The sequence below is a fragment of the Gordonia neofelifaecis NRRL B-59395 genome (assembly GCF_000192435.1).
GTDB classification, from domain to species: domain Bacteria; phylum Actinomycetota; class Actinomycetes; order Mycobacteriales; family Mycobacteriaceae; genus Gordonia; species Gordonia neofelifaecis.
The window spans coordinates 127051-153330 of record NZ_AEUD01000002.1; the positions used below are offsets into that span (position 1 = coordinate 127051).

The window sequence follows — 26280 nt, forward strand, 5'->3', positions numbered from 1 at the left end:
CTTCGCATACTGTGGCTCGCCTTTTCGGTACCGACGGCGTCCGAGGCCGGGCCAACGACCAGCTCACTGCAGAGCTGGCGTTGGACCTGGCCTCGGCCGCCGTTCGCGTTCTCGGTGCACATGCGAAACTCCGTCCCCGGGTCGTGGTCGGCCGCGACCCGCGTGCCTCCGGCGAACTGCTCGAGGCCGCACTCTGCGCCGGTCTCGCCGCCGCGGGGGCCGACGCGATCCGAGTGGGCGTCGTCCCGACTCCGGCCGTCGCCTTCCTGACCGCCGATTATCGGGCCGACTTCGGCGTGATGATCTCCGCGTCGCACAATCCCATGCCCGACAACGGCATCAAATTCTTCGCAGCGGGCGGTCACAAGCTCCCCGACGACGTCGAGGACGCGATCGAGTCCGCGATGCACGAGGAGCCGGTCCGGCCCATCGGTGCGGCCGTCGGCCGGATCGTGGACGCGACCGACGCCGCGGACCGATACCTCGCGCACCTCGCCGGCGCGGTCTCCGGATCGCTCGACGGGCTGACCCTCGTCGTCGACTGTGCGCACGGCGCCGCATCGCACGTCGGGCCGCGCGCCTACGAGGCCGCGGGTGCCAAGGTGATCGCGATCCACGCCGATCCCGACGGACTCAACATCAACGACGGCTGCGGTTCCACACACATGGACAAGCTGCAGGCGGCGGTGCTGGAGCACGGAGCCGACCTCGGCCTGGCGCACGACGGCGACGCCGACCGCTGCCTCGCGGTCGACTCGACCGGTGCGGTGGTCGACGGCGACATGATCATGGCGATCCTGGCGCTCGCGATGCACGAGTCCGGCGACCTCACCGACGGCGTCCTGGTGGCGACCGTGATGAGCAACCTCGGTCTCCACCTCGCGATGAAGAGCGCGGGAATCGAACTCAAGGTGACCGGCGTCGGTGACCGCTACGTCCTGGAGGAACTGCGGGCCGGCGGCTACGCCCTCGGCGGCGAGCAGTCCGGACACATCGTGGTCCCGGCCGTCGGCACCACCGGTGACGGCGTCCTCACCGGTCTGATGCTGGCCGCACGCGTAGCGCAGACGGGTCGGCGCCTGGCCGACCTGGCCGCCGTGATGACCGTGCTGCCGCAGGAGTTGATCAACGTCCCGGTGTCCGACAAGCACGCCGTCGCGGTGGCCGAGGAGGTCTTGACCGCGGTCAAGGTCGCCGAGTCCGAACTCGACGGTCAGGGCCGGATCCTGCTCCGTCCCTCGGGCACCGAACAGCTCGTCCGGGTGATGGTTGAAGCTCCCACCCCGGAGTCCGCACGCGGCATCGCCGAGCGGGTGGCCGCGGTGGTCGCGGGAGTCTGACGCACGAACCCCGTCGTCCCCCTCCGGAGTTCTCTCCGGCGGGGGACGACGGCGTCTCCGGCCCGTTCGGCGTGTCGTGGAACCGAGCGGCCGGTGCGCGCGTCCAAGAAGCATGGACATTGCACAGCACGAGACGATCCGGCTCGATCTCGACGACCTCGCCCGGCTGACCGTGGCGCAGCGGGAAGTCGTCTCGACCCTCGCCGACTGCGCGTCAGCGCTCGACGACGGCGACCTGTGCGACTGGGGTGATGTCGGACCGCCGCGCCGTGCCGCCGACACGACTCTCGAGTGCCTGCACGATCTGGCCGCGAGGCTGCGCGGCTGCGGAATCGCCGTCGACGCGGTGGCCGCCGACCTCGGTCGCGCCAACCGAGATTTCGAGGAGGCGGAGGCGACGGCGGTCGTCGCGGTGCGCGGACGGTCGCAGTGACCGCGTCGATCCACGCGGAGCCCGAAAGTCGTTCGTGTGCCGAAGGTTTCGTGGGCGTGATCGCCGCCTGTCGAGACCTCGGGCTGACCGGAGTGGTCGACGACGAGGTACGGCGACCACATGCGCCGGTCGACGAGTTCCGCTTGGCGGCCTTGGCCGCGGATGCCACGCGCCTGCGGGGCCTGGCCGAACGACTGGCCATGTCCGGCACCCGTGCGGCACCGGCGTCCGACTGGTCGGGCCGATCCGGCCGCGCCGCGCTCGGAGCGTTGACGGTGGTGACCGGAGACGTGGCGCAACTGCGACGCCGCCTGTCGACGGGGGCGGCGGCGACCTCGCACGCCGCCGAGATCCTCGAGGCAGTGCTGGGTCGGCACGCCGCCGTGCTGCGGACGGTGTCCCGGCCGCGGCTCGGCGGCGTCGATCTCGATGCGGTGCCGGCGGCCCTGAACTCCGGAGCGCTCGACGCCGGCGATCTCCGGGCCGAGCTGCACGCCCGGCTGGACTTCGCGGAGACCGCCGGTGCCGTGGCCGCGGATGCGATCGCCGTTGCACTCGCCGAGGTGGCGTCGGCCTGGTCCGCCGACGCCGAGACCGACGGCGACCTCGCACTGGCGGACCTGCGATGAATGCCCGAGCCGGACGACTGGAGCAGTTGGCAACCGAGTCCGCCGCCCGATTCGACGACGCCGAACGCCGATATCGAGACCGTCTCGCCGCCGGCGGGACGGCCGACCGTCGCGAGCCGACGCGAGTCCGGCGCCTGCGCGCACACCTCGAGGCCGACGCCGATGCCGCGGGGGCGGTACTCGGACGGCTGCTGCTGTCGGCGGGCCTCGACGCCGCGCGGCCGGACGCCCGCAACCGATGATCGCCACACCGCCGATCCGTCGGCGTGTGGTTCCGCAGTCCATCGGATGTCCTAGTGTCGCGTTTCGTTGATTCCTTGGCGATTGCCGCGGCTCGGCGAACATCTGGCTGCGTTGTCGTCGGTCGACATAGCTACCGCTATGCCTCTCTCCTCCGCCCTGCCGGCCGTCCGCCGGACCCACGGCAACACGCTAGGAATTAACGAAACGCGACACTAGGCTGGGATCGTGTCCGGGAACAAGAAAGTCGTGGCCCCGCCGCCCGACAAGCTGATGAAAGAGCTCGCGCGCCGCGGTCCCAACAAGGTCGATCGCGGCGACCTCGGGATCGTCGGCATGACCGGTCAGGTCTTCGCGCCCCGCACCGGGCGCGGACTGCCTGCGGTCGCCTTCGCGCACGGATGGCTGGTCGGGAGCGCCCGGTACCGCGATCTGCTGTTCCATCTGGCGTCGTGGGGGATCGTCGTCGCGGCGCCGGACGGCAGCCGGGGTCCATTCCCCTCCGACATCGATCTCGGCACCGACCTGCGGGCCGCGGCGACGGTGGTCGGGAGCGTGCAGCTCGGTTCTGGCGCGATCAGCGTCGACCGCGACCGCGTCGGACTCGTCGGACACGGATTCGGAGCCGCGGCGGCGGTACGCGCCGCATCGGATGCGGTCCTCCTGGGCCGGCCGCCGATGCCCGTCCGGGCGCTGGCGACCGTTTTTCCGGCCCCGACGACGGCCGACCTCAACACCACGGCCGAGACGGTCGACGCCCCGTCGCTGGTGCTGGCGGGTTCCGAGCACCTGTCGTCGATGACCGGAAATGCGCTCGATCTCGCCGAGAACCTGGGCGGCGATGTGGCATTGCGCACACTGCCCGGAGCCACCTCGCAGGACCTCATCGAGACGCCGTCGATCCGATCGCTGGTCGGCCTCAACGGCGCGAATCGTGCCGTGCACAAAGCGGTCCGGGCACAGCTCACCGGGTTCTTCCTGCACCGGTTGACCGGTGACGAGAAGTACGCGGCCTTCTCCGACCCCGAGGTGACCATGGGGGATGCCCTGGCCGTCGACGTTCCGGCGGTCGAGCGTCCGGAACTGGACCACGTCTCGCAGTTGCTCGGCGCTAAACCGCGCTCCGCCTGACGCTATTCTTGGTACCCATGTGTGGAATCGTGGGATATGTGGGCAAGCGCGACGCGCTGGACATCGTCGTGGACGCCCTCCGCCGGATGGAATACCGCGGCTACGACTCCGCGGGTGTGGCGATTCTGGACGGTGCCGGGCACCTCGCCGTCGAGAAGAAGGCGGGGCGGCTGGAGAACCTCGACAAGCAGATCGCCGAGGTGGGGCCGGAGTCGCTGGCCGGGACCACCGGCATGGGGCACACGCGCTGGGCGACGCACGGTCAGCCGACGGACCGGAACGCGCACCCGCACGTGAGCACCGACCATAAGATCGCCGTCGTCCACAACGGCATCATCGAGAACTACGCGCCGCTGCGCGCCGAGTTGGAGGACTCCGGCATCGAGTTCTCCTCGGACACCGACACCGAGACGGCCGTGCATCTGATGGAGCGCGAGTACGCCTCCGGTGAGCACGCAGGCGACTTCGTGGCATCCGCCTACGCCACCCTGCGCCGACTCGAGGGCGCGTTCACCCTGGTGTTCACGCATGCCGACCATGCGGACACCATTGTCGCGGCGCGGCGCTCCACCCCGCTGGTGGTCGGTGTCGGCGACGGCGAGATGTTCGTCGCGTCGGATGTGACCGCGTTCATCGAGCACACCCGCGACGCCGTCGAGCTCGGTCAGGACGAGGTGGTCGTGATCACCGCCGACAGTTACGCGGTCACCGATTTCGACGGCAACGCGACCGGCGGCAAGCCGTTCCACATCGACTGGGACCTGGCCGCGGCGGAGAAGGGCGGCTACGACTACTTCATGCTCAAGGAGATCGCGGAGCAGCCGGCCGCGCTGTCCGACACGCTCCTCGGGCATCTGCAGAACGGCCGTATCGTGCTCGACGAGCAGCGGCTCACCGACCAGGACCTGCGCGACGTCGACAAGGTCTTCGTCGTCGCCTGCGGCACCGCCTACCACGCGGGCATGATCGCCAAGTACGCGATCGAGCACTGGACGCGGCTGCCCGTCGAAGTGGAGCTCGCGAGCGAGTTCCGCTACCGCGACCCGGTGCTCGACCGCTCAACGCTGGTGGTCGCCATCAGCCAGTCGGGCGAGACCGCGGACACCCTGGAGGCGGTCCGGCACGCCAAGGACCAGAAGGCCAGGGTCCTCGCGATCTGCAACACCAACGGCGCGCAGATCCCGCGCGAGTCGGACGCCGTGCTCTACACGCATGCCGGACCCGAGATCGGCGTCGCGTCCACCAAGTGCTTCCTCGCGCAGATCGCTGCGGCCTACATGGTCGGACTCGCGCTCGCGCAGGCCGTCGGCACCAAGTACGCCGACGAGGTGACCCGCGAGTTCGAGGCCCTCGAGCGGATTCCCGCCGCGGTCGAAGAGGTCCTCGAGCAGATGGAGCCCGTCCGGGAACTCGCGCGCGGTCTCGCCTCGGCCGACACGATCCTCTTCCTCGGCCGTCACGTCGGATACCCGGTGGCACTCGAGGGCGCTCTCAAGCTCAAGGAACTCGCGTACATCCACGCCGAGGGCTTCGCCGCCGGTGAGCTCAAGCACGGCCCGATCGCGCTGATCGAAGACGGACTCCCGGTGATCATCGTGATGCCGTCGCCCGAGGGTCGCGCGCTGCTGCACTCCAAGATGATCAGCAACATCCGCGAGATCCAGGCGCGCGGTGCGCGGACCATCGTCATCGCCGAGGCGACCGACTCGGCGGCGGCCGAGGTCGCCGACCACCTGATCCCGATTCCGCACACGGCGACGCTGCTGCAGCCCCTGGTCTCGACGATTCCGCTGCAGGTGTTCGCGGCGACGGTCGCGCAGGCCCGCGGCTACGACGTCGACAAGCCGCGCAACCTCGCGAAGTCCGTCACCGTCGAGTAGCGGGGCGGCACCGTGACCGGCTACTACACCGCCGCCCAGATCCGGGCCGCCGAGGAGGCGACCGGTGACCTGCTGAGCGGCGGCGTGCTCATGGTGCGGGCGGCGAATGCCGTGGCGGGCACGGTGCTGGCACGACTGCGGCGGCGCGGCGCGGGCGTCTACGGTCGGCGCGTGCTGCTGGTGGTCGGCGCGGGCAACAACGGCGGCGACGCCCTGTTCGCCGGGGCGACGCTGGTTCGCCGGGGCGTGCGCGTCGAGGCGCTGCTGCTCGATCCGGACCGCGCGCACCGCGCCGGTCTGAGTGCTTTCCGACGGGTGGGCGGCCGGGTCACCGACGGCGTCCCGCAGACACTCGACGTGGCGGTCGACGCGGTGGTCGGACTCGGGGGCCGCGGCCCGCTGCGGCCGCAGGCGGCCGCGGTATTCGATGTGATCGCGCAGACCGGGGCGACAGTCGTCGCGGTGGATCTCCCGTCCGGCATCGACCCGGACACCGGCGTCGTTCATCAGCCATCGGTGCGTGCCGACGTCAGCGTCACGTTCGGCGCACCCCGCCTCGCTCATCTGCTGGCCGGTCCGCAGTGCGGGGAGGTGGTCGTCGCCGACATCGGCATCGACCTCCCGGAGTCGTCGGTGGACAGTCCGTCGAACACCGAGGTGGCGCAGTGGTGGCCGCTGCCCGGACCGCACGACGACAAGTACTCGCAGGGAGTGGTCGGGATCGTGGCCGGATCCGCGACGTACCCCGGTGCGGCCGTGCTCTCGACCGCAGCGGCGGTCGCGGCCACCTCCGGCATGACCCGATACATCGGGCCCGCGGCCGAGCAGGTTCTCGCCGTCTGTCCCGAGGTCGTCACCGCTGCCGGCGTCGGGGCCGCCGGTCGCGTGCAGGCGTGGGCGATCGGACCCGGAATCGGGACAGGTGACCAAGCGCACGAACTGCTGGCAGATGTGCTCGCCGCCGACCTGCCGACGTTGATCGACGCCGACGGACTGACTGTGCTGGCCCGCGATCCGGGACTGCTCGCCGGCCGCGCCGCACCGACGCTGCTGACTCCGCACGCGGGGGAGTTCGCCAGACTCGCGGGTGCCGATCCCACACCGGACCGATTGACCGCCGTGCGCGCGCTGGCGGAGCGGATGAATGCGACGGTGCTGCTCAAGGGGCGGATCACGCTGGTCGCCGACCCCGACGGGCGGGTCAGCGGGAACGACGCCGGGTCGTCGTGGGCCGCGACCGCCGGCGCCGGAGATGTGCTCACCGGTATCGCCGGTGCACTGCTGTCGGCGGGGCTGCCCGCGCGCGCGGCGGGAGTCGCCGCAGCGCGCGTCCACGGGCTGGCCGCCGCCCGCGCGAGTGGCGGAGCCCCGATCGGAGCCTCCGCGTTGCGCGCCGCGGTCGCTCCGGCGCTGCGCGAGCTTTCGGATTTGCGAGAATAGAAGCGATGGATTCGCACGCAAACCTCTATGCCACCGTCGATCTCGGCGCGATCGCCCACAACGTGGGTGTGCTGCGCGATCGCTCGGGTGCCGATGTGATCGCGGTGGTCAAGGCCGACGGCTACGCCCACGGCGCGGTCCCGGTCGGCCGCACCGCCCTGCGCGCGGGGGCGATCGCGCTCGGCGTCGCTCAGATCCGGGAGGCGCGCGCACTTCGCGCCGCAGGTCTCGACGGCCATCTGATCGCCTGGCTGCACACCACCGACGCCGATTTCGCGGGCGCGATCACCGACGGCATCGATATCGCGGTCTCCTCGCCGCGCCAGCTGGCCGCCGTCGTGCAGGCCGCGCGGGGGCTCGGTCGCACAGCGACCGTGTCGGTCAAACTCGACACCGGACTGGCACGCAGCGGCGTCGCCCCCGACGAATGGGATGCGACGGCCGAGGCGATAGCCGCGGCGTCGGCGGAGGGTGCGATCAGCTTGCACGGCGCGATGTGCCACCTCGCGTTCGGCGACGTCCCGGAGCATCCGCTGAACTCGCTGCAGGGGGAGCGGCTGGACGAGGCGGTCGCCGATCTGACACGTCGCGGGGTGACGCCCGAGCTGGTCCACATCGCGAACTCGCCCGCGGCGTTGACCCGGCCCGATCTGGCGCGCGACGCCGTCCGACCCGGACTGTCGGTGTACGGGTACTCCCCGGTGCCCGAGATCGGCGACTTCGGACTGATCCCGGCGATGACGCTGGAGACCCGGATCTCACTGATCAAGAGGATCCCCGCCGGTCAGGGCGTCTCGTACAACCACACGTGGGTCGCCCCCCGCAACACCTTCCTCGGCGTCGTTCCGGCGGGCTACGCCGACGGCGTCCCCCGAGGACTGTCGGGCAGGCTCGGCGTGCACGTGAACGGGCGCGTCTTTCCGAGCGTCGGCCGGATCTGCATGGACCAGCTGGTGATCGACCTCGGGCCCGACGGCGGCGGCGTCGCCGAGGGCGACCGCGCGATCCTCTTCGGTCCCGCATGTGCGTCGGCGGGCGAGCCGGTGCCGACGGCGACAGACTGGGCGGACGCGACGGGCACCATCGACTACGAGATCATCTCGCGAGTCGGGTCTCGTGCCGTCCGCCGATACGTGAACGATCCGGCGGGGGAATCGGATGAGTGATCGGAAGCGTGAACGCGACAGAGATCGTCGGCGTAAGCCTGCCTGGCGCTCGGGGTTGTCGGAGGCGGGTTCCCTCGGCGCGGTGACGGCGGGCGGAGCCTTCCGCCGCCGCCGTCACCGCAAGGTCGAAGGCCGCGTCGACCCGCACGTCGGTGTCGACTTCAAGGCGATCTACGACGACGACATGGCCACGGTGACTGCGGACGACGGCGTCTCGTTGGCGGTTCGCACCGTGACCACCGGCGCTCCCGGCGACGACGGCCGGCGCAAGTGGGGCCGCACAGCGACACCCGAACTGACCGTCGTCTTCGTCCATGGCTTCACACTCCGCATGGCGTCCTGGCATTTCCAGCGGTTCGCCTTGGCGGAGCGGTGGGCGGATCGTCACATCAAGATGGTCTTCTACGACCAGCGCGGTCACGGAGCCAGCGATCCGGCGTCGGCCGAGAGTTCGACGATGGACCAGCTCGGTGACGACCTCGCGGCGGTCATCCGGACGATGGCGCCCACCGGACCGGTGGTGCTGGTGGGGCATTCGATGGGCGGCATGTCGATCATGTCTCTGGCACGCAGGCACTCGCGCCTCTTCTCGCACAGTGGCCGCATCGCCGGGGTCGCACTGGTCTCGACGGCCGCGCGCGGCATCACCGAGGCCGGTCTCGGCGAGGGGCTCAACAATCCGATCGTGGACGCCCTTCGGCTGTCGGTGAGATACGTCCCGCGCGCCGTCCAGGCCGGACGCGGGATCACCCGCCGCGCCGTGGAACCGGTCTTGGTCGCGGCGAGCTTCGGGCACGACTTCTACAGTCCGAGTGCGGGGCACGCGGTGGAGTCGATGATTCAGAACACGTCGATCGCGACGATGGTGAACTTCCTGCACGTGCTCGAGAGCCACGACGAGGCGACAGCGCTGCCCGTGATCGCCCAGGTGCCGACCGTCGTCGCGTGCGGCGATGAGGACCGACTGACTCCGCTGCCGAACTCGCTCAACATGTACGGCCGACTCGGCAGGGACTCTCGAATGATCATTGCGGAAGGCTGTGGACACATGCTGCCGATGGAGGAGCCCGATCTGGTGACCGATGCGATCGACGACCTGGTGTCCCGATCCCGGCTCGCCCTGGGGCGCCCGGTGATGCCGTGGAGGCGGGCCGGTGGCTGACCGACAGCGCAACGCAGGAAGTCGCGACCTGCCGGAGGTGGCCGACACCGAAGACCTCGGCCGAGAACTCGCCGCAACGCTGGGCCCGGGTGATCTGGTGATCCTCGACGGCCCGCTCGGCGCGGGTAAGACGGCGTTGACGCGGGGCCTCGCCGCGGGGCTCGGTGTCGCGGGCCGCGTGTCGTCGCCCACGTTCATCATCGCGCGGCAGCACGCGCCCGGGACCGCGGGTGGGACCGGCCTGATCCACGTCGACGCCTACCGACTCGGTGGGCTCGACGACCTCGACGCCCTCGACCTCGACACCGACCTCGAGGACAGCGTCGTCGTGGTCGAATGGGGTGAGGGCGTGGTGGAACGCCTGGTCGACGAATACTTGATCGTGCGGCTCCGTCGAGACGACGACTCGGAGACCCGGCACGCGAGCTGGGAGTGGGTGAACCGATGACCGCGCAGACGCCGATTCGAGTGCTGGCGGTGGACACGGCGACCTCCGCCGTCGTCACCGGGGTGGTGGAGCTGAATGCGGACGGCGGTGTCACGACGCTCGCCGAGCGGGTGGTGACCGATCAGCGCAGGCATGCGGAGGTACTCACCTCGCTGATGCGCGACGTGCTCGCCGAGGCCGGGATCGCCGGCGCCGACCTGGACGCCGTCGTCGTCGGCTGCGGACCCGGTCCGTTCACCGGACTGCGGGTCGGCATGGCGACCGGAGCCGCGTACGCCGACGCGCTCGGCGTCCCCGCGTACGGGGTGTGCACCCTCGACGCGATCGACGGCACTGTCCCCGCCCCCGACACGGGTGCTCGCCTGGTCTTGACCGACGCGCGCCGCCGCGAGGTCTACTGGGCGATCTACGACGCGGGGGTCCGGGTGTCGGGCCCCGGCGTCGACGCCCCCGACAGCCTGGTGGCGCAGGTGGCCGATCGCGGGCTCAGCGACGTGCTGGGGGAGTCCCGGTTCACCGAGCGATTCGGGTTCGCCGGTGCCGATCTGGTGACGCCGACCGCGGCGTCGCTGACTGCGGTGGCCGCCGCGGATGTGCTGGCGAAGGCACCCGCCGAGCCGCTCGCGCCGTTGTACCTGCGGCGTCCCGACGCCGTCGAACTCAAGGATCAGAAGCGCAAGTCGCTGCTGCCGGCGGCGACCGATGACTGAGCCGGGCGCGCCCGTCGTCGATCCACTGACGCCGGCCGACCTCGTCCGCTGCGCCGAGATCGAGCAGGAACTGTTCGCGGCGGACTCACCGTGGCCGCTCAGCGGGTTCGTCTCCGAGCTGAACGCCGCGCACACCACCTACTTCGCGGTTCGGACCGTCGCGGGGGCACCTGTCGCCGGTTACGCCGGGATCAGTGTTCTCGGGCGGCCCGGCGACCACGAGTGCGAGGTCCACACGATCGCCGTCGCCTCGGAGTATCAGGGGCGCGGCTACGGCCGCGTGTTGATGGACGCCCTGCTGCGGGTTGCCGACGCGTCCGAGGCGCCGGTATTCCTGGAGGTGCGCACCGATAACGATCCCGCCGTCGGGCTGTACAAGAGCAACGGATTCGAGGTCACCGGGATTCGGCGGAACTACTATCAGCCGTCCGGCGCGGACGCTTTCACGATGGTGCGCGCGGCGCGCACCGAATTTGCGGAAGGGCACACGAACTCATGATCGTGATGGGCATCGAGAGTTCCTGCGACGAGACCGGCGTCGGCATCGTCGAATGGGACGGTGCGACGGCGACGTTGTTGGCCGACGAGGTCGCGTCCAGCGTCGACGAGCACGCCCGCTACGGCGGCGTGGTCCCCGAGGTCGCCTCGCGCGCGCACCTGCAGGCGATCGTGCCGACCATGCGGCGCGCACGCGAGGCCGCGGGCATCGATCGGCCCGACGCCATCGCCGTCACCATCGGGCCCGGACTGGCCGGAGCCCTCCTGGTGGGCGTCGCCGCGGCGAAGGCGTACGCGCTGGCCTGGGACGTCCCGCTGTTCGCGGTGAACCACCTCGGCGGACACGTCGCCGTCGACACTCTGGAGCACGGACCCATGCCGCCCGCCGTCGCCCTGCTCGTCTCGGGCGGGCACACGCACCTGCTCGGCGTGCAGGACCTGTCGCAGCCGATCGTCGAACTCGGCACCACCGTCGACGACGCGGCGGGTGAGGCCTTCGACAAGGTCGCGCGGCTGCTCGACCTCGGTTACCCGGGCGGGCCGGCCCTCGACGCCGCCGCTCGAGGCGGCGATCCCGAGGCGATCGCGTTCCCCCGTGGCATGACGGGCCCGCGCGACGCCCCCTACGACTTCTCCTTCAGCGGACTCAAGACCGCCGTCGCGCGATACGTGGAGGGCCGCGTGCGGTCGGGACAGTCGGTCTCGGTGCCCGATGTCGCCGCCTCGTTCCAGGAGGCGGTCGCCGACGTGCTCACCGCCAAGGCCATCCGGGCCTGCCGTGATCGCGGGGTCGAGACGCTGGTGCTCGGCGGCGGCGCCACCGCGAACTCCCGGATTCGATCGCTCGCCGCGGAACGCACCGAGGCGGCCGGAATCGAGCTGCGAGTGCCGAAGCCGCGGCTGTGCACGGACAACGGCGTGATGATTGCGACGCTGGGTGCGCACGTGATCGGTGGCGGTGCGCAGCCGTCGCCGCTGACCGTGGCCACCGACCCCGGAATGAGCGTGCAGATCAGTAAGCTCTGAGCGATCACCGACGCGGTTCGTGACGGTCCTCTTGAGAGCTGGCACTCCCATGGGTAGAGTGCTAGTTGGCTCCGAAACGCAGCGCCGCGGCACCCGCGACGACGTGGTTCTGCAAACCGGTGCCGCGAACTTTCAATCAGTTACATGAAGAGAAGGACTGACATCGTGGCAGGCGTGAACATCAAGCCGCTTGAGGACAAGATCCTCGTTCAGGCCGTCGAGGCTGAGACCACCACCGCCTCCGGCCTGGTCATCCCGGACTCGGCCAAGGAGAAGCCCCAGGAGGGCAAGGTCATCGCCGTGGGCGAAGGCCGCGTCACCGACCAGGGCACCCGCATCCCGGTCGACGTCAAGGAAGGCGACGTCGTCGTGTACAGCAAGTACGGCGGCACCGAGATCAAGTACGCAGGTCAGGAATACCTGATCCTGTCGGCACGCGACATCCTCGCAGTGGTCGGCTGACACCGGTCGGCAGACAGACACGAAACAGCCCCGGCCTGAGATTCAGGCCGGGGCTGTTTCGTGTTCGCCGGACGCCGGCCGTGTCGGGAGGTGTCGCGACACGGCCGACGGCCGTCAGGCCAGGCGCCGCGAGCCGCGTCGCCGCATGAGATTGCGCTCGGACTCGGTGAGTCCGCCCCAGATCCCGTACGGCTCGTCGACCGCCAGTGCGTGCGATCGGCACTGCATCAGCACCGGGCACTCGGCGCACACCTGTTTGGCGCGTCGCTCACGCTGCATGCGTGCCTGACCGCGCTCACCCTCGGGGTGAAAGAAGACCGCCGATTCGAGTCCTCGGCATCTGCCTTCCATCTGCCAGTCCCAGAAGTCTGAATTGGGGCCGGGAAGTCTGTCGATCGTGGTGGTCAAATCTCGCTCCTGAATGAGAAACGCTCTTACCTACGACGCTCACGGTATGTGTGCCTGGAAAAGCGAGTCAAACTCGTCGTGGTGTCTGAATCACCGGAATTTAAACGGTGACAGATGAACGAAAGGTGTCGTGATCGGGACCACTTCGGTCTGTCTGATTCGTTGCCACTTCGCCTCGAATATGGTCTCTGAACTGCGAAGAGTCGGAGCTTCCTTGATGGTCCGGGCTGATTCTCGGCGGCCGAGAGTGCGGTGCGATGATGTATGGCGATCGTACGAAGGTTACGGCGGCGCTAACGGGAGTTGTCGGATGTGGCAATTCTGGTTCCGCTTGATCATCGTTTGTTAGTCGAAATGAAATGTCTCATTCCGCGGCGGAGCGGAGTGCGGAAAGGTGTGTTGCGAGTGTCGGGACCGTGGGAGGACGCATTCGGGGTGGCGGCACCGCCGTCGGCACCGACGGGAGCACGACGGTGGGCGCAGGCGGTCGATCTGGGAGCGCGGGGTCGGGCGGCTGCCGCACGCACGATCATCGATGAACTCGTGAACGACCGCCGCACGGCGGTGTCGGTGGTGTCGCTGGCGCTGGCGACCCGGGCGTCTCTGACCCGTCAGGCGGGGCGGCATGCGTCCGCGCGCGTCGACGACGGTGCCGCACTGTCGGTGCTCGCACGCTGCGCGCACGACGAATGGACCACTGCGGCTCGCGTCGATGCATTGATCGGCCTCGCTGCGGACGCACTCGGGATCGGCGACTTCGGGGGCTCGCGTCGCCTGCTCGACCGGGCCGAGGCGGAACTGCGCCGCCGGGGGACGGGCCGGGGCGGCGCCGACCGCCCGCAATGGGTCGTCGACGGACGGCTCGGGCTCCGTGAGGCGTGGGTCCGGACGGAACTGGCGCTCTATTCGGGCGACGCCACCGCCGGCGGACTCGCCGCGGAAGCCGCCGAACGTGCGGAGTCCGCGCCGTCGTCGCGCCACCGCACCAAGACGTCGTTGATCGTGGCCGCCGCCACCGCGGCGTCCGGCGACGGCGAAGTCGCTGCCGTCGAGGCAGCACGGATCGCGGGCACCTGCGAGGCCGCGGGACTGCTGCCGCTGGAATGGGCCGCGCGGACAATGCTGGCCGGTCTGCGCGACGATCCGGAGGAGAGCGGGAAAGTAGCCGATCTCCAGGCGAAACTTGCTTCCCGGGGCATGGCCTTCGTGCCCTTGACAGGCTCGACGACATCGGATCGGTACGCTTGACCAATGGCTGATCTAGGCGAACCGCACGGCGCACCGCGGTCAGTTCTTTCACAGATGCGTAACACTCAGGCACCCAAGCGGCGATGAAACTTACAGGTGAGGCGTTGGGCCAGGCGGTCCGTTCGGCAGCTGATGGCGACCGTGCTGCGCTGACCTCAGTGCTCGAAAGCGTGCGGGAACCAGTCCTGCGCTACTGCCGAGGGCGAATCGGATCTGGAGAACGACACTTGTTCTCCGCGGACGACGTGGCTCAGGAGGTGTTGATGGCGGTTATGACGGCTTTGCCCCGGTATGAAGACCAGGGGCGTCCCTTCATGGCATTCGTCTACGGCATCGCCTCCCACAAGGTCGCCGACGCGATGCGCTCGGCCGCTCGCGTCAAATCTGACCCGGTCGAGGACGTTCCGGACTCGCTCGACTTCGGGAACGGGCCGGAGCAGGCTGCGCTCGAATCGGACGCCTCGCGTCAGATGCGCGATCTGCTCAGCACGCTTCCGGAGAAGCAGCGCGAGATCCTCGTCCTGCGCCTGGTCGTCGGACTGTCCGCGGAGGAGACGGCCGAGATGGTCGGCAGCAGCCCGGGTGCGGTCCGAGTGGCACAGCACAGAGCTCTCACCAAGCTCAAGAAACTCATGATCCCAGGAGGTGAACGTCGATGAGCGAAGACGGAATGTCGACCGGTCCCATCGACGTGGGCGCGGTACGCCGCGACGACGCATTCATCGATGATCTGGCCGCCGGTCGTGCGGCCGACGTCGGTGACGCCGCCGAGTACCAACTCGCCGGCCTGCTGGCGCAGTGGCGCACCGAGTCGCTGTCGGGGCCCGTGCCCGAGACGCCGACGATCGCCGACATCGAGACGGCGATCGTGCGCGCCAACGAGCGCGAGCGCCGCGGCGGACTGTCGCGCAGGCTCCGGATCGTGTCCGGTGCGGCCGCGATCCTGGCCGTCGTCGGCGCCGGTGTCCTGGTGCTCTCCGAGGGGTCGAACCCGGGCGATCCGCTCTGGTCGGTGAAGCAGGTCGTGTTCGCCGACCAGGCTCAGCAGACGCAGTCGCGACTGAACGCGCAGGAGAACATCGCCGAGGCGAAGAAGGCGCTCGCCGCGGGCGACACCGTCAAGGCGCGTGAACTCATCGCCAAGGCGGAGAAGGACATCGGTCCGATCCGCGACAAGAACGAGGTCGATCAACTCCGCGGGCTGATCGATGAGATCCGGAAGCAGGATCCCAGCCGGCTGATCCCGTCGCTGCCGTCGTTGCCGAACCCTTCCGAGTCGACGACCCCGCCCGTCACGTCCGACACGCCGAACCCGACGGTGTTGATGGAGACCCCGCCGTCGTCCACGACGACGCCGAGCAAGACTCCTCCGTCGACCACCAAGTCGACGCCGTCGACCACGAAGTCAGAGACCGAGAAGCCTTCGTCGTCGACGGCATCGGCGACGACGACCGCGTCGCCCTCGTCGTCGACCGTGCGCTGACGCCGGCCCGGCTGTCGGGCTGCCGCGGGTTGGTCGAGTGTCCTCGGCGAACAGCGCTGCCGCCTATCGTGGCTGACCGTATATACGACGAAGGGACCGTGATCGCTGATCACGGTCCCTTCGTCGTTGCCCGGTGCGGCGTCGAGATGCCGTTCAGTACCGCTCGTGGTAGCGCAGCGACGCGTCGGCGTAACCGCGGCAGTAGTCCCAGGTGACGTAGTCGTCGGGCTCGGGATCGACCGCGGGCTCGTGCGGTCGGACGCTTCCGTCGACCAGCAGTTGGCGCAGGTTGGAGCGCAGCATGTCCCAGTCATGGTAGTGATCTTCACGACAGTCCTCGCACATCACCACGAGGCCGCGGACCCCGCGAGGGGCCAGCAGGCGTTCGTACACGTCGAGGTCGGCCAGATCCTCCTCCACGGCGGTGCGTTCTCCCTCGTCAAGGGGGATTCCCGGGTCGAGCGCGTCCAGTGCCGACGCGGGGTCGTTCGGGTCATCGGCGAAGGGGTCCGGCGGGAGCCCGGGGAAGTGGTCATGCACGTGTTCCACCGTAGCCGATAACCGGCCTCGGAGGCCTACTCCGCGCACAGCGGATACGATGTGCAGATGACGCAGGTTCGCACTGGTGGAGATGATCCAAACAAGGTCGCAATGCTCGGCCTCACCTTCGACGACGTACTGCTGCTGCCGGCGGCTTCCGACGTCGTCCCCAACGCCGTGGACACGTCGTCCAGACTGACCCGTGAGATCTCCCTCCGAGTGCCCCTTGTGAGTTCGGCGATGGACACGGTCACCGAAGCCCGCATGGCCATCGCGATGGCGCGCGCCGGCGGCATGGGTGTGCTCCACCGCAACCTCTCGATCGAGGCCCAGGCGGCCGCCGTCGAGACGGTGAAGCGCTCCGAGGCCGGCATGGTCACCAATCCGGTCACCTGTCTGCCGACCAACACCCTCGCCGAGGTCGACGCGATGTGCGCGCGTTACCGGATCTCCGGACTGCCGGTGGTGGACGCCGCAGGCGATCTGGTCGGCATCATCACCAACCGCGACATGCGCTTCGAGCACGACCAGAGCCGGCCGGTCTCCGAGGTGATGACCCCGGCTCCGCTGATCACCGCGTCGGAGGGCGTCTCCGCCGACGCCGCGCTCGGCCTGCTCCGCCGGCACAAGATCGAGAAGCTGCCGATCGTCGACGGCAACGGCAGGCTCACCGGCCTGATCACCGTCAAGGACTTCGTCAAGACCGAGCAGCACCCGCTCGCCACCAAGGACGCCGACGGCCGTCTCCTCGTCGGTGCGGCGGTCGGCGCAGGCGATGAGGCGTGGAGCCGTGCGCTCGCACTGGCCGAGGTGGGCGTCGACGTGCTCGTCGTCGACAGCGCGCACGGCCATTCTCGCGGCGTCCTCGAGATGATCGCGAAGCTCAAGGCGGAGATCGGCGACCGTGTGCAGCTGATCGGCGGAAACGTCGCCACGCGATCGGGTGCCCAGGCGCTGATCGACGCAGGTGTCGACGCGGTCAAGGTCGGCGTCGGACCGGGCTCCATCTGCACCACCCGGGTGGTCGCCGGTGTCGGCGCGCCGCAGATCACCGCGATCCTGGAAGCCGTGGCGGCGTGCAAGGCCGCCGACGTCCCGGTGGTCGCCGACGGCGGACTGCAGTACTCGGGCGACGTCGCCAAGGCGCTGGCCGCCGGTGCGTCGACCGCGATGCTCGGATCGTTGCTCGCAGGCACCGCGGAATCGCCCGGCGAGTTGATCCTGGTGAACGGAAAGCAGTTCAAGAGCTACCGCGGCATGGGCTCGCTCGGTGCGATGCAGGGCCGTGGCCAGGGCAAGTCCTACTCGAAGGACCGCTACTTCCAGGACGACGTGCTCGCCGAGGACAAGCTGGTTCCCGAGGGCATCGAGGGACGGGTGCCGTTCCGCGGACCGCTCGCTCAGGTGATCCATCAGCTCACCGGTGGCCTCCGCGCGGCGATGGGCTACACCGGGTCGCAGACGATCGCCGACCTCCAGAACGCGCAGTTCGTTCAGATCACCGCGGCCGGTCTGAAGGAGTCGCACCCGCACGACATCACGCTCACCGCCGAGGCGCCCAACTACTATGCACGCTGAGCAGGTTTGCGGCGCGTTCGCCGCGGCCCGTTCATCGGAGAGTCCACTAGAAAGGCGCAATGGTGCGTGACCTCGTCGAATTCGGCATGGGCCGGACGGCCCGCCGAACGTACGAACTGGAAGACATCTCGATCATCCCGTCCCGTCGGACGCGGTCGTCGAAGAATGTGTCGACCGCCTGGCAGATCGATGCGTACCGCTTCGAATCGCCGATCCTGAACCACCCGACCGATGCGCTCGGCTCGCCCGAGTCGGCCATCGCCATGGGCAGGCTGGGTGCGCTCGGCGTGCTGAACGGTGAAGGTTTATGGGCCCGCCACGAACAGGTCGAGGACAAGATCGCCGAACTGGTGGAGATCGCCGAGAACAATCCGGATCCGTCGGCGGCGATCCGCCGACTGCAGGAACTGCACCGCGCGCCGATCAACATCGACCTGCTCTCGCAGGCGGTCGCGAAGGTCCGCGAGGCCGGTGTGACGACTGCGGTCCGCGTGAGCCCGCAGCACGCTCCGGAGTTGACGCCCGCGCTGATCAAGGCGGGTGCCGAGATCCTCGTGGTGCACGGCACCATCATCTCGGCCGAGCACGTGGTCCTGGTCGACCGAGGCACGGACGACGGGCTGGTGGCCGAGCCGCTGAACCTGAAGACCTTCATCTCCGACCTCGACATCCCGGTGATCGCGGGTGGCGTGCACGATCATCGCACCGCGCTGCACCTGATGCGCACCGGCGCGGCGGGCGTCATCGTGGGCTACGGCTCCACCGAGGGCTCCACCACGACCGGTGAGGTGCTCGGGATCGGCGTGCCGATGGCGACCGCGATCGCCGATGCCGCCGCGGCCCGTCGCGACTACCTCGATGAGACCGGCGGTCGATACGTGCACGTCATCGCCGACGGCGACATCCACACCTCGGGTGATCTGGCGAAGGCCATCGCCTGCGGCGCCGACGCCGCTGTGCTCGGCACGCCGCTGGCTGCCGCCGACACCGCGCCCGGCCACGGCTGGTTCTGGCCGTCGGCCGCGGCTCATCCCGACACCCCGCGCGGCACCATGCTGCAAGTGGCGCTCGACGAGGGGCGTCCCTCGCTGGAGACCGTCCTCAACGGGCCGTCGGACGACCCGGACGGTCTGCTGAACATCGTCGGCGGACTCCGTCGGTCGATGGCGAAGGCCGGATACTCCGACCTCAAGGAGTTTCAGAAGGTCGGACTCTCGGTCCGCGCCTGACATAGAACGCAGAAGAGGAGGACCCGGCGGAAGCCGGGTCCTCCTCTTCGTCGTCGGGTCGGCCGGCCTCGACTGCCTCGGCCCGCCTGTGCCGGGCACGTCCGGGCCAGCATCTCGCCGTTGACAATATCTGGTATCTGTCTCATAGTCGTGACATGATGGAAACTATGTCACCTGAGTTCACCCTTCGGTCCGGCTCGACGTGGCGGGACCCGTTCGGTATGTACGCACAGCTGCGGGCATACGATCCGGTGCATCACGTGGTACCGGAACGCGATCCCAGCTCCGACTACTACGTCCTCAGTCGCCACGCCGACGTCATGGCGGCGGCGCGCGACTGGGAGACGTTCTCGTCCGCGCAGGGATTGACCGTCGCGTACGGCGAACTGGAGAAGATCGGTCTGCAAGCCAATCCGCCGATGGTCATGCAGGATCCGCCGGCGCACACCGACTTCCGGCGGCTGGTCGCCCGCGGGTTCACGCCGCGTCAGGTGACGACTCTGGAGCCGAAGGTCCGGCAGTTCGTGGTCGAGCGACTCGAGGACCTCGTTGCGCGCGGCAGCGGCGACATCGCGGCGGAGCTGTTCAAACCACTGCCGAGCATGGTGGTCGCGCACTATCTCGGTGTACCCGACTCGGACCGCAGCCAGTTCGACGGATGGACCGACGCGATCGTCGCCGCGAATCCGGGCGCCGATCTGTCCGCGGCCGCGACGACCGCCGCCGACGCCGTGGTCGGACTGATGGCGTACTTCTCGGAGCTCATCGAGTACCGGCGACGGAATCCGGGCGACGACACCGTCTCGCATCTGGTGGCGGCCGGTGTGGCCGACGATCCGGAGGGGAACCCCGGCGGTGTGCTCTCGGTGCTGGCGTTCGCGTTCACGATGGTCGCCGGCGGCAACGACACGACCACCGGCATGCTCGGCGGGTCGTCGGCCCTGCTGACCGTCGAACGTGATCAGCGCGAGATCCTGCTGCGTGAACCCGAGCTGCTGGCCGTCGCCGTCAACGAACTGCTGCGACTGACCTCGCCGGTCCAGGGGCTCACGCGCACCACCACGCGCGACGTCGAGATCGAGGGGGTGACGGTTCCGGCGGGCCGGAAGGTGCTGCTCTGCTATGCCTCCGCCAATCGTGACGAGCGGATGTACGGCGAGGACGCCGACCGATTGGACGTGCGACGCGATCCGGCGAACATCCTCACCTTCAGTCATGGCTCGCACCACTGTCTTGGCGCGGCGGCGGCACGGATGCAGGCGCGCGTGGCGCTCGAAGAGTTGCTCGCACGGTGTCCCGGTTTCGAGGTCGACGTCGACGGAATCGAATGGGCTACCGGGAACTACGTGCGGCGGCCGGTCTCGGTACCGTTCTCCGTATGACCGGATGCGACCGATGACGGAGAACGGCGGCGTCGCACAGCGTGCGGACTGGATGCGCGACACCCGACGGTCGGCGGTCCAGGATCGGATCGTCGAGATCGCCGGCGACGTGTTCGCCGAGCGCGGTGCGGACGCATCGATGGCCGACATCGCCGCGGCGGTCGGTTGCTCGCGGGCGACGCTGTATCGCTACTTCGACGGTCGCCGGACACTGCAGCTGGAGTACATCGGCCGGGTCGCGCGGCGCATCGGGGCGGCGGTCGAGGCCGCCGTCGCGGGTGAGGCCGACCCGGCGGTCCGGTTGACCGAGGCAGTCGTAGTGGCGCTGGATCAGGTTCGACGTGAGCCGGCGCTCGCCGCGTGGTTCACCCCGGGCGGTGCGGGGTCCACCAGTGAACTCGCGTTGTCGTCGGAGTTCGTCGAGACTGCGGCTACGACCTTCCTGAGCGTCGGCGGGCGGCCTGGGCAGGACGCGGCGCGATGGGTGATCCGGGTGATCGTCTCACTGCTCGTGGTGCCGGGAGGATCGCCTGCGGACGAGCGCGCGATGATCGCGACCTTCGTCACGCCGAGTGTGCTGGCGAGCCTGACGACAACTTAGCCTGTGCTTACTTTCACCAATGAGACAATGATCATTAGTATGATCCGCTATGGCGCAGACTGACTTCGACGTCCTCATCATCGGTTCCGGTTTCGGTGGCAGCGTCAGCGCGCTCCGCCTCGTCGAGAAGGGGTACCGGGTCGGGGTGATCGAAGCCGGCCGGCGTTTCGAGGACGATCAGTTCGCCAAGACCAGCTGGCGTCTCAACAAGTTCGTCTGGGCACCGAAGTTCGGCCTGATGGGCATCCAGCGCGTGCACATGCTCAAGGACGTGATGGTGCTGGCCGGCGCCGGCGTCGGTGGTGGCTCACTGAACTACGCGAACACGCTGTACAAGCCGCCGACTCCGTTCTTCACCGATCCCCAGTGGAACCACATCACCGACTGGGAGGCCGAGCTCACGCCGCACTACGAGCAGGCTCGCCGCATGCTGGGCGTCGTCACGAACCCGACCTTCACCAACTCCGACCGGATCATGAAGGAGGTCGCCGACGAGATGGGTGTCGGCGACACCTTCACCTCGACTCCGGTCGGCGTCTTCTTCGGTGCCAAGACCGGCGGCCAGGGCGCACCCGGCGAGAAGGTCGCCGACCCGTTCTTCGGTGGTGCGGGTCCCGAGCGGACGGCGTGCACCGAGTGTGGCGCGTGCATGACCGGCTGCCGGGTGGGTGCGAAGAACACGCTGATGAAGAACTACCTCGGTCTGGCCGAGCGCAACGGCGCGACCATCGTCGACCGCACCACCGTCGACCGTCTGGAGCAGCGCGGCGACGGCTCGTGGCTGGTGTCGACGCACGGCTCGTTGTCGTGGGGCCCGTTCGGCGCCCGCCGCCGTCAGTTCACCGCGGACCAGGTGATCGTCGCCGCAGGCACCTTCAACACACAGAAGATCATGCACCGCGCCAAGGGTTCGACGCTGCCGAAGGTGTCCGACGCGATGGGCGTCCTGACTCGTACCAACTCCGAGTCGATCCTCGGTGCGCAGGCGCGGTCGTACGACCCGAGCAGCGACTTCACCGAGGGTGTCGCGATCACCTCGTCGTTCCATCCGACGTCGAACACCCATATCGAGCCCGTCCGGTACGGCAAGGGCAGCAACGCCATGGCGTACCTGCAGACCCTGCTGACCGACGGCGGCAGCGTCGCGAATCGCTTCGGTCAATTCCTGAAGCAGGTGCTCAAGAACCCGTTCATGCTCGTTCGGCTGCTGCTCGTTCGCAAGTGGAGCGAGCGGACGGTGATCGCGCTCGTGATGCAGAACAACAACAATTCGCTGACCACGTTCGTCCGCAAGCGCGGACCACTCAAGTACATCACCAGCAAGCAGGGCATCGGTGAGCCCAACCCGACGTGGATCCCGGAGGGCAACGAGGCGACCCGCCGGATCGCGGCCAAGCTCCCCGGCGGGCTGTCGGGCGGTACCTGGGGCGACGTCTTCAACATGCCGCTCACCGCGCACTACCTCGGCGGATGCGTCATCTCCGATGATCCGGCGACCGGTGTCATCGACCCCTACCACCGCGTGTGGAACTACCCGACGCTGCACATCACCGACGGTGCCGCGATCACCGCGAACCTCGGCGTCAATCCGTCGCTGTCGATCTCGGCGCAGGCCGAGCGGGCGATCTCGCTGTGGCCCAACAAGGGTGAGAACGACATGCGACCGGCGCAGGGGCAGTCGTACCAGCGGTTGTCGCCGGTGGCGCCGAATGCGCCGGTCGTTCCTGCGGACGCGCCCGGTGCACTGCGGCTGTCGATCACGCCGGTGACGAAGGTCGACGACGCCTCCTGACCGAACCGCAACACGGACTCATGCCGTTCTCCGCGACCCGAATCGGGTAACGGAGAACGGCATGAGTCGTCGGCGCTAGGCTCGTATGACCATTCACTCGCCTCGAGACGGAGCCATGACGAAGCCGATCGCCCGACGTCCGAAGGACCGGAAGGCACAGATTCTCGACGCCGCACGGACGCTTGTGGTGTCGGACGGCTACGCGAACGTGTCGATGGCGCAGATCGCGGACGAGGTCGGCATCACCGCGGGGGCGCTCTACCGGCACTTCGCGAACAAGGCGGTGCTTCTCGCTGCGGTGATCGGCACCAGCTTCGACGACGTCATGCCCGTGGATCAGGACGACGACCGACTGAGGGACGTGGTCGAGGCGGCGTGCCGGAGCGTAGTGGCGCGGCCGGATGTCGGCGTGTTGTGGTGGCGCGAGTCGCGCAGCCTGCCCGACGACCTGCGTGCCGAACTCGCCGCACGACTGCGCGAGGTGAACCAGCGATATGCGCGCTTGATCCGGGTGGAGCGCGGCGACGTCGATGACAGAGCCTCGCGCGAATTGGCCTGGGGTGTCCAGGCGATTCTGGCGTCGCCGGGCTTCCATGCGACCCGGCTGCCTCCGGCCGACTACGTCGACCTGCTCACGAGTGCCTGCCTGCGAGTCTGTGCGGTCACGCCGGGGCCTGCCGACGCGTCGAGACGAAGGCGGGGCGGCGGACTCACGCCGGTGTCCAAGCGCGAGGCGATGCTCGGGCATGCGATCGAACTGTTCGCGCGCAACGGCTACGACGCGACCTCGCTCAGCGACATCGGTGCGGCCGCCGGAGTGTCCGGACCGAACACCTACAGCTACTTCGCGAGCAAGTCCGAGCTCATGGAGGTGTGCTTGGACCGGGGCACCACCGCACTGTGGCTGACGTTGCATGACGTGCTCGCCGAGAACGACGAGCCGCGGCGTGCGCTGGCCGCCGTGGTGCGAAGCTATGCCCGGCTGGCCGTGGACAAGACCATTCTGACGCCGGTGCTCGGAACCGACGTCGTCGGTCACAGTGACTCGGTGCGGGCGCGGCAGCGGGAGTACGTCGCCGAATGGACGGGTCTGGTGGTTGCGTCCAGGCCCGAACTCACGGAGATCGGTGCGCGGCTCCGGGTGCACACGGCGCTCGGCCTGATCAACATCCTCACGCGGATCGACCACCTCGCGGAGAGCGGTTCGTTCGAATCCGATCTCGCAGCCATGGCGATCGCGGTGCTGCTTCACGCCTGACCTGCGGCTACGGCTCGGTCCGGCTGACCCCTTCCCAAAGAAGTAAATATCAATTAAGGTGATCGGCATCACCAAGAGTTGGAGGGCGAAGATGCCGAACAATGTTCATGTCGCCGGTGTGGGAATGATTCCCTTCACGAAGCCGGGAAAAAGCGCAAGTTATTCTGAGATGGGGGAGCAGGCGGCACGCGCGGCCCTCACCGATGCGGGCATCGATTACTCGCTGGTGCAGCAGGCCTACGTCGGCTATGTATACGGAGATTCAACCTCGGGTCAGGCAGCCCTGTACGGACTGGGACAGACCGGAATCCCGGTGATCAACGTCAACAACAACTGCTCCACGGGTTCGTCGGCGTTGTGGTTGGCACGGCAGGCGGTACAGGCCGGAATCGTCGACTGCGCACTGGCACTCGGTTTCGAACAGATGGTGCCGGGCGCTCTGAGCTCGGTCTACACCGATCGCCCCGGGCCGATGGCACGTCAGGAGGCCGCGCGCGACGCGATCCTCGGAGCCGATGACCAGTCGCCGATGGCCGCGCAGTTCTTCGGAGGTGCGGGCCAGGCGTATGTCGACGAGTTCGGCATCGACCCGGCGGTCTTCGCCGAGATCTCGGTGAAGGCACGCAAGCACGCGGCGAACAACCCGAACGCGGTGTTCCGCGACCTGGTGACCGCCGAGCAGGTGCTCGCGTCGCCGACCATCTACGGCCCATTGACCCGGCTCCAGTGCTGTCCGCCCACCTGCGGTGCGGCGGCCGCGGTCGTGTGCTCGCCGGCGTTCGCCCGGAAGCACGGCCTGTCGACGGAGATCGTCATCCGCGCCCAGAGCCTCGTCACCGACACCCCGGCCACCTTCGAGTCCGGTGATCTGCGGAAGGTCGTCGGCTACGACATGGCGGTGAACGCCGCGAACGCGGTCTATGAGGCCGCGGGCATCGGGCCCGAGGATGTTCCGGTGGTCGAATTGCACGACTGCTTCACCACCAACGAGTTCCTCACCTATGAAGCACTCGGCCTCACACCCACCGGCACCGCCGAGAAGTTCATCAAGGACGGGGACAACACCTATGGCGGACGGGTGGTGACGAACCCGTCGGGCGGACTGCTCTCCAAGGGACACCCGCTCGGCGCGACCGGCCTGGCCCAGTGCGCCGAACTGGTGTGGCAGCTTCGCGGACAGGCGGGCGCACGCCAGGCGGAGGGCGCGACGCTCGGACTCCAGCACAACCTCGGTCTCGGCGGGGCGTGCGTCGTCACCCTGTTCCAGAAAGTGGACGCCCGATGAGCATCGACCGAACGGTCATCGGCTCGCACACCCCTCCGCAGACCCTGCTCATCACTCGCAGCAGGTTGCGCGCGTTCGCGAAGGCCACCGGTCAGCGCGACCCGGAGTATCTGGACGTCGCGGCCGCGAACGCGGCGGGCCACCCCGATCTGCCGGTGCCGCCGACCTTCCTGTTCGGCATCGAATTGGAGGCCCCGGACCCGTTCGCCTACCTCGCCGAGCTCGGCGTCGACCTGCGGCGAGTGCTGCACGGTGAGCAGAGCTTCGAGTACCACCGGATGGCGTTCGCGGGAGAGGAACTCACCGCCCGGAGCACCATCGTCGACGTCTACGACAAGAAGGGCGGGCTGCTCGACTTCATCGTCCGGGAGACCGAGGTCTCCGACGCCGACGGCGCGAGGGTCGCCACCTTGCGAAGCTCCATCGTCGTCCAGAATCCGGTCGCCGAGGGCCGGAGAGAGCAGGCCGCGTCATGACCTCGATCCACACCTTCGAGCCGGAAGTCGGCGCCACACTGCCACCGCCGGCGATCGATCCGATCTCCCGGACCACGCTCGCCCTGTTCGCCGGAGCCTCCGGCGACCACAATCCGATCCACGTCGACCTCGACGTCGCGCGCGGTGCCGGACTCGACGACGTCTTCGCCCACGGCATGCTCTCGATGGCCTACCTCGGGAGACTGCTGACCGACGCCGTCCCGCAAGACGCCATCCGCTCGTACCGGGTGCGGTTCGCGGCGATCACTCCGGTCCACGGCCGTCCGACATGCACCGGAACGGTCACCGCGATCGACGACGTCGACGGCGAACGCCGGGCGACCGTCGAACTTGCCGTCGCGCTCGACGACGGCACCGTGACCCTGCTCGGCGACGCCGTGCTGGCGATCGACTAGCTCGCAACACAGCCCAGCT

At 68.9% G+C, this 26280-nt stretch carries 28 protein-coding genes; 26 read left to right on the top strand and 2 right to left on the bottom strand.

What is annotated here, in order from left to right; translation table 11 throughout:
- The first annotated feature begins 11 nt into the window (after positions 1-11).
- The 14 genes from glmM (at position 12) to groES (ending at position 12565) form a co-directional block, all read left to right on the top strand.
- Positions 12-1340, top strand: a complete 1329-nt coding sequence (glmM, locus tag SCNU_RS02910; protein WP_040517484.1) for a phosphoglucosamine mutase — start codon at positions 12-14, stop codon at positions 1338-1340.
- 112 nt (positions 1341-1452) lie between these two features.
- Positions 1453-1773 (top strand): hypothetical protein, encoded by a 321-nt coding sequence (locus SCNU_RS02915; protein WP_009677857.1) that lies wholly within the window; start codon positions 1453-1455, stop codon positions 1771-1773.
- A 56-nt stretch (positions 1774-1829) separates the two neighbouring features.
- On the top strand, positions 1830-2402 hold the full coding sequence (locus SCNU_RS02920) for a hypothetical protein (RefSeq protein ID WP_238526284.1): 573 nt from the start codon (positions 1830-1832) through the stop codon (positions 2400-2402).
- A complete protein-coding gene (locus tag SCNU_RS02925) occupies positions 2399-2644 on the top strand; it encodes a hypothetical protein (protein ID WP_009677859.1) in 246 nt (81 codons plus the stop codon). Before SCNU_RS02920 ends, SCNU_RS02925 begins: the two co-directional genes overlap by 4 nt.
- 226 nt (positions 2645-2870) lie before the next feature.
- Positions 2871-3773: a dienelactone hydrolase family protein gene (locus SCNU_RS02930; RefSeq protein WP_009677860.1), complete on the top strand. Its 903-nt coding sequence runs from the start codon at positions 2871-2873 to the stop codon at positions 3771-3773.
- A 17-nt stretch (positions 3774-3790) separates the two neighbouring features.
- Positions 3791-5653 carry a glutamine--fructose-6-phosphate transaminase (isomerizing) gene (glmS, locus tag SCNU_RS02935; RefSeq protein WP_009677861.1) on the top strand — a complete coding sequence of 621 codons (1863 nt, stop codon included), beginning with the start codon at positions 3791-3793 and terminating at the stop codon, positions 5651-5653.
- Between the two features lie 12 nt (positions 5654-5665).
- Complete coding sequence (locus tag SCNU_RS02940; RefSeq protein WP_009677862.1) at positions 5666-7093, top strand: bifunctional ADP-dependent NAD(P)H-hydrate dehydratase/NAD(P)H-hydrate epimerase; 1428 nt, start codon at positions 5666-5668, stop codon at positions 7091-7093.
- A 5-nt stretch (positions 7094-7098) separates the two neighbouring features.
- On the top strand, positions 7099-8259 hold the full coding sequence (gene alr, locus SCNU_RS02945; protein WP_009677863.1) for an alanine racemase: 1161 nt from the start codon (positions 7099-7101) through the stop codon (positions 8257-8259).
- Complete coding sequence (locus SCNU_RS02950) at positions 8252-9421, top strand: alpha/beta fold hydrolase (protein WP_040517486.1); 1170 nt, start codon at positions 8252-8254, stop codon at positions 9419-9421. The genes alr and SCNU_RS02950 overlap by 8 nt, the downstream gene beginning before the upstream one ends.
- Positions 9414-9869 carry a tRNA (adenosine(37)-N6)-threonylcarbamoyltransferase complex ATPase subunit type 1 TsaE gene (tsaE, locus tag SCNU_RS02955; protein WP_009677865.1) on the top strand — a complete coding sequence of 152 codons (456 nt, stop codon included), beginning with the start codon at positions 9414-9416 and terminating at the stop codon, positions 9867-9869. Before SCNU_RS02950 ends, tsaE begins: the two co-directional genes overlap by 8 nt.
- A complete protein-coding gene (gene tsaB, locus SCNU_RS02960; RefSeq protein ID WP_040517543.1) occupies positions 9866-10579 on the top strand; it encodes a tRNA (adenosine(37)-N6)-threonylcarbamoyltransferase complex dimerization subunit type 1 TsaB in 714 nt (237 codons plus the stop codon). Before tsaE ends, tsaB begins: the two co-directional genes overlap by 4 nt.
- Complete coding sequence (rimI, locus tag SCNU_RS02965) at positions 10572-11078, top strand: ribosomal protein S18-alanine N-acetyltransferase (RefSeq protein ID WP_009677867.1); 507 nt, start codon at positions 10572-10574, stop codon at positions 11076-11078. The genes tsaB and rimI overlap by 8 nt, the downstream gene beginning before the upstream one ends.
- A complete protein-coding gene (tsaD, locus tag SCNU_RS02970) occupies positions 11075-12103 on the top strand; it encodes a tRNA (adenosine(37)-N6)-threonylcarbamoyltransferase complex transferase subunit TsaD (RefSeq protein WP_009677868.1) in 1029 nt (342 codons plus the stop codon). The genes rimI and tsaD overlap by 4 nt, the downstream gene beginning before the upstream one ends.
- Before the next feature lie 165 nt (positions 12104-12268).
- On the top strand, positions 12269-12565 hold the full coding sequence (gene groES, locus SCNU_RS02975; protein ID WP_009677869.1) for a co-chaperone GroES: 297 nt from the start codon (positions 12269-12271) through the stop codon (positions 12563-12565).
- 114 nt (positions 12566-12679) lie between these two features.
- Here the strand turns inward: groES and SCNU_RS02980 are convergent, their stop codons facing one another.
- The gene (locus SCNU_RS02980; RefSeq protein ID WP_050792744.1) at positions 12680-12916 is read right to left on the bottom strand and encodes a WhiB family transcriptional regulator; all 237 of its coding nucleotides are present in this window, start codon (positions 12914-12916) and stop codon (positions 12680-12682) included.
- Positions 12917-13378: 462 nt separating this feature from the next.
- Here SCNU_RS02980 and SCNU_RS02985 point away from each other — a divergent pair, with 462 nt between their 5' ends.
- From SCNU_RS02985 to SCNU_RS02995, 3 genes are all read left to right on the top strand, one after another.
- Complete coding sequence (locus tag SCNU_RS02985; RefSeq protein WP_009677871.1) at positions 13379-14221, top strand: hypothetical protein; 843 nt, start codon at positions 13379-13381, stop codon at positions 14219-14221.
- A gap of 83 nt (positions 14222-14304) precedes the next feature.
- Positions 14305-14880: a sigma-70 family RNA polymerase sigma factor gene (locus SCNU_RS02990; protein ID WP_009677872.1), complete on the top strand. Its 576-nt coding sequence runs from the start codon at positions 14305-14307 to the stop codon at positions 14878-14880.
- Entirely contained in the window at positions 14877-15704 is an 828-nt protein-coding gene (locus SCNU_RS02995; protein ID WP_083812538.1) for an anti-sigma-D factor RsdA, read from the top strand. Before SCNU_RS02990 ends, SCNU_RS02995 begins: the two co-directional genes overlap by 4 nt.
- Positions 15705-15857: 153 nt before the next feature.
- Here the strand turns inward: SCNU_RS02995 and SCNU_RS03000 are convergent, their stop codons facing one another.
- Positions 15858-16244 carry a DUF5319 domain-containing protein gene (locus SCNU_RS03000; protein WP_009677874.1) on the bottom strand — a complete coding sequence of 129 codons (387 nt, stop codon included), beginning with the start codon at positions 16242-16244 and terminating at the stop codon, positions 15858-15860.
- Between the two features lie 66 nt (positions 16245-16310).
- Here SCNU_RS03000 and guaB point away from each other — a divergent pair, with 66 nt between their 5' ends.
- From guaB to SCNU_RS03045, 9 genes are all read left to right on the top strand, one after another.
- Entirely contained in the window at positions 16311-17822 is a 1512-nt protein-coding gene (gene guaB, locus SCNU_RS03005; RefSeq protein ID WP_040517549.1) for an IMP dehydrogenase, read from the top strand.
- A 62-nt stretch (positions 17823-17884) separates the two neighbouring features.
- Positions 17885-19051 (top strand): GuaB3 family IMP dehydrogenase-related protein, encoded by a 1167-nt coding sequence (locus tag SCNU_RS03010; protein ID WP_009677876.1) that lies wholly within the window; start codon positions 17885-17887, stop codon positions 19049-19051.
- A 155-nt stretch (positions 19052-19206) separates the two neighbouring features.
- Positions 19207-20433, top strand: a complete 1227-nt coding sequence (locus SCNU_RS03015) for a cytochrome P450 (protein ID WP_040517489.1) — start codon at positions 19207-19209, stop codon at positions 20431-20433.
- Positions 20434-20446: 13 nt separating this feature from the next.
- Complete coding sequence (locus SCNU_RS03020) at positions 20447-21034, top strand: TetR/AcrR family transcriptional regulator (RefSeq protein ID WP_040517550.1); 588 nt, start codon at positions 20447-20449, stop codon at positions 21032-21034.
- Positions 21035-21083: 49 nt separating this feature from the next.
- A complete protein-coding gene (locus tag SCNU_RS03025; protein WP_009677879.1) occupies positions 21084-22826 on the top strand; it encodes a GMC family oxidoreductase in 1743 nt (580 codons plus the stop codon).
- A gap of 115 nt (positions 22827-22941) precedes the next feature.
- Complete coding sequence (locus SCNU_RS03030) at positions 22942-24084, top strand: TetR/AcrR family transcriptional regulator (RefSeq protein ID WP_009677880.1); 1143 nt, start codon at positions 22942-22944, stop codon at positions 24082-24084.
- A gap of 91 nt (positions 24085-24175) precedes the next feature.
- On the top strand, positions 24176-25369 hold the full coding sequence (locus SCNU_RS03035; RefSeq protein ID WP_040517552.1) for a lipid-transfer protein: 1194 nt from the start codon (positions 24176-24178) through the stop codon (positions 25367-25369).
- Positions 25366-25845: a MaoC family dehydratase N-terminal domain-containing protein gene (locus SCNU_RS03040; RefSeq protein ID WP_009677882.1), complete on the top strand. Its 480-nt coding sequence runs from the start codon at positions 25366-25368 to the stop codon at positions 25843-25845. Before SCNU_RS03035 ends, SCNU_RS03040 begins: the two co-directional genes overlap by 4 nt.
- Positions 25842-26261, top strand: a complete 420-nt coding sequence (locus SCNU_RS03045; RefSeq protein WP_009677883.1) for a MaoC/PaaZ C-terminal domain-containing protein — start codon at positions 25842-25844, stop codon at positions 26259-26261. The genes SCNU_RS03040 and SCNU_RS03045 overlap by 4 nt, the downstream gene beginning before the upstream one ends.
- The last annotated feature ends 19 nt before the right edge of the window (positions 26262-26280 follow it).

Coding starts and splice junctions, on each gene's coding strand:
- SCNU_RS02915 (WP_009677857.1), top strand. CDS start 1,453: ATGGACATTGCACAGCACGAGACGATCCGGCTCGATCTCGACGACCTC.
- SCNU_RS02925 (WP_009677859.1), top strand. CDS start 2,399: ATGAATGCCCGAGCCGGACGACTGGAGCAGTTGGCAACCGAGTCCGCC.
- glmS (WP_009677861.1), top strand. CDS start 3,791: ATGTGTGGAATCGTGGGATATGTGGGCAAGCGCGACGCGCTGGACATC.
- alr (WP_009677863.1), top strand. CDS start 7,099: ATGGATTCGCACGCAAACCTCTATGCCACCGTCGATCTCGGCGCGATC.
- SCNU_RS02950 (WP_040517486.1), top strand. CDS start 8,252: ATGAGTGATCGGAAGCGTGAACGCGACAGAGATCGTCGGCGTAAGCCT.
- tsaB (WP_040517543.1), top strand. CDS start 9,866: ATGACCGCGCAGACGCCGATTCGAGTGCTGGCGGTGGACACGGCGACC.
- rimI (WP_009677867.1), top strand. CDS start 10,572: ATGACTGAGCCGGGCGCGCCCGTCGTCGATCCACTGACGCCGGCCGAC.
- tsaD (WP_009677868.1), top strand. CDS start 11,075: ATGATCGTGATGGGCATCGAGAGTTCCTGCGACGAGACCGGCGTCGGC.
- SCNU_RS02980 (WP_050792744.1), bottom strand. CDS start 12,916: ATGGAAGGCAGATGCCGAGGACTCGAATCGGCGGTCTTCTTTCACCCC.
- SCNU_RS02990 (WP_009677872.1), top strand. CDS start 14,305: ATGAAACTTACAGGTGAGGCGTTGGGCCAGGCGGTCCGTTCGGCAGCT.
- SCNU_RS02995 (WP_083812538.1), top strand. CDS start 14,877: ATGAGCGAAGACGGAATGTCGACCGGTCCCATCGACGTGGGCGCGGTA.
- guaB (WP_040517549.1), top strand. CDS start 16,311: ATGACGCAGGTTCGCACTGGTGGAGATGATCCAAACAAGGTCGCAATG.
- SCNU_RS03015 (WP_040517489.1), top strand. CDS start 19,207: ATGATGGAAACTATGTCACCTGAGTTCACCCTTCGGTCCGGCTCGACG.
- SCNU_RS03020 (WP_040517550.1), top strand. CDS start 20,447: ATGACGGAGAACGGCGGCGTCGCACAGCGTGCGGACTGGATGCGCGAC.
- SCNU_RS03025 (WP_009677879.1), top strand. CDS start 21,084: ATGGCGCAGACTGACTTCGACGTCCTCATCATCGGTTCCGGTTTCGGT.
- SCNU_RS03030 (WP_009677880.1), top strand. CDS start 22,942: ATGACGAAGCCGATCGCCCGACGTCCGAAGGACCGGAAGGCACAGATT.
- SCNU_RS03035 (WP_040517552.1), top strand. CDS start 24,176: ATGCCGAACAATGTTCATGTCGCCGGTGTGGGAATGATTCCCTTCACG.
- SCNU_RS03040 (WP_009677882.1), top strand. CDS start 25,366: ATGAGCATCGACCGAACGGTCATCGGCTCGCACACCCCTCCGCAGACC.
- SCNU_RS03045 (WP_009677883.1), top strand. CDS start 25,842: ATGACCTCGATCCACACCTTCGAGCCGGAAGTCGGCGCCACACTGCCA.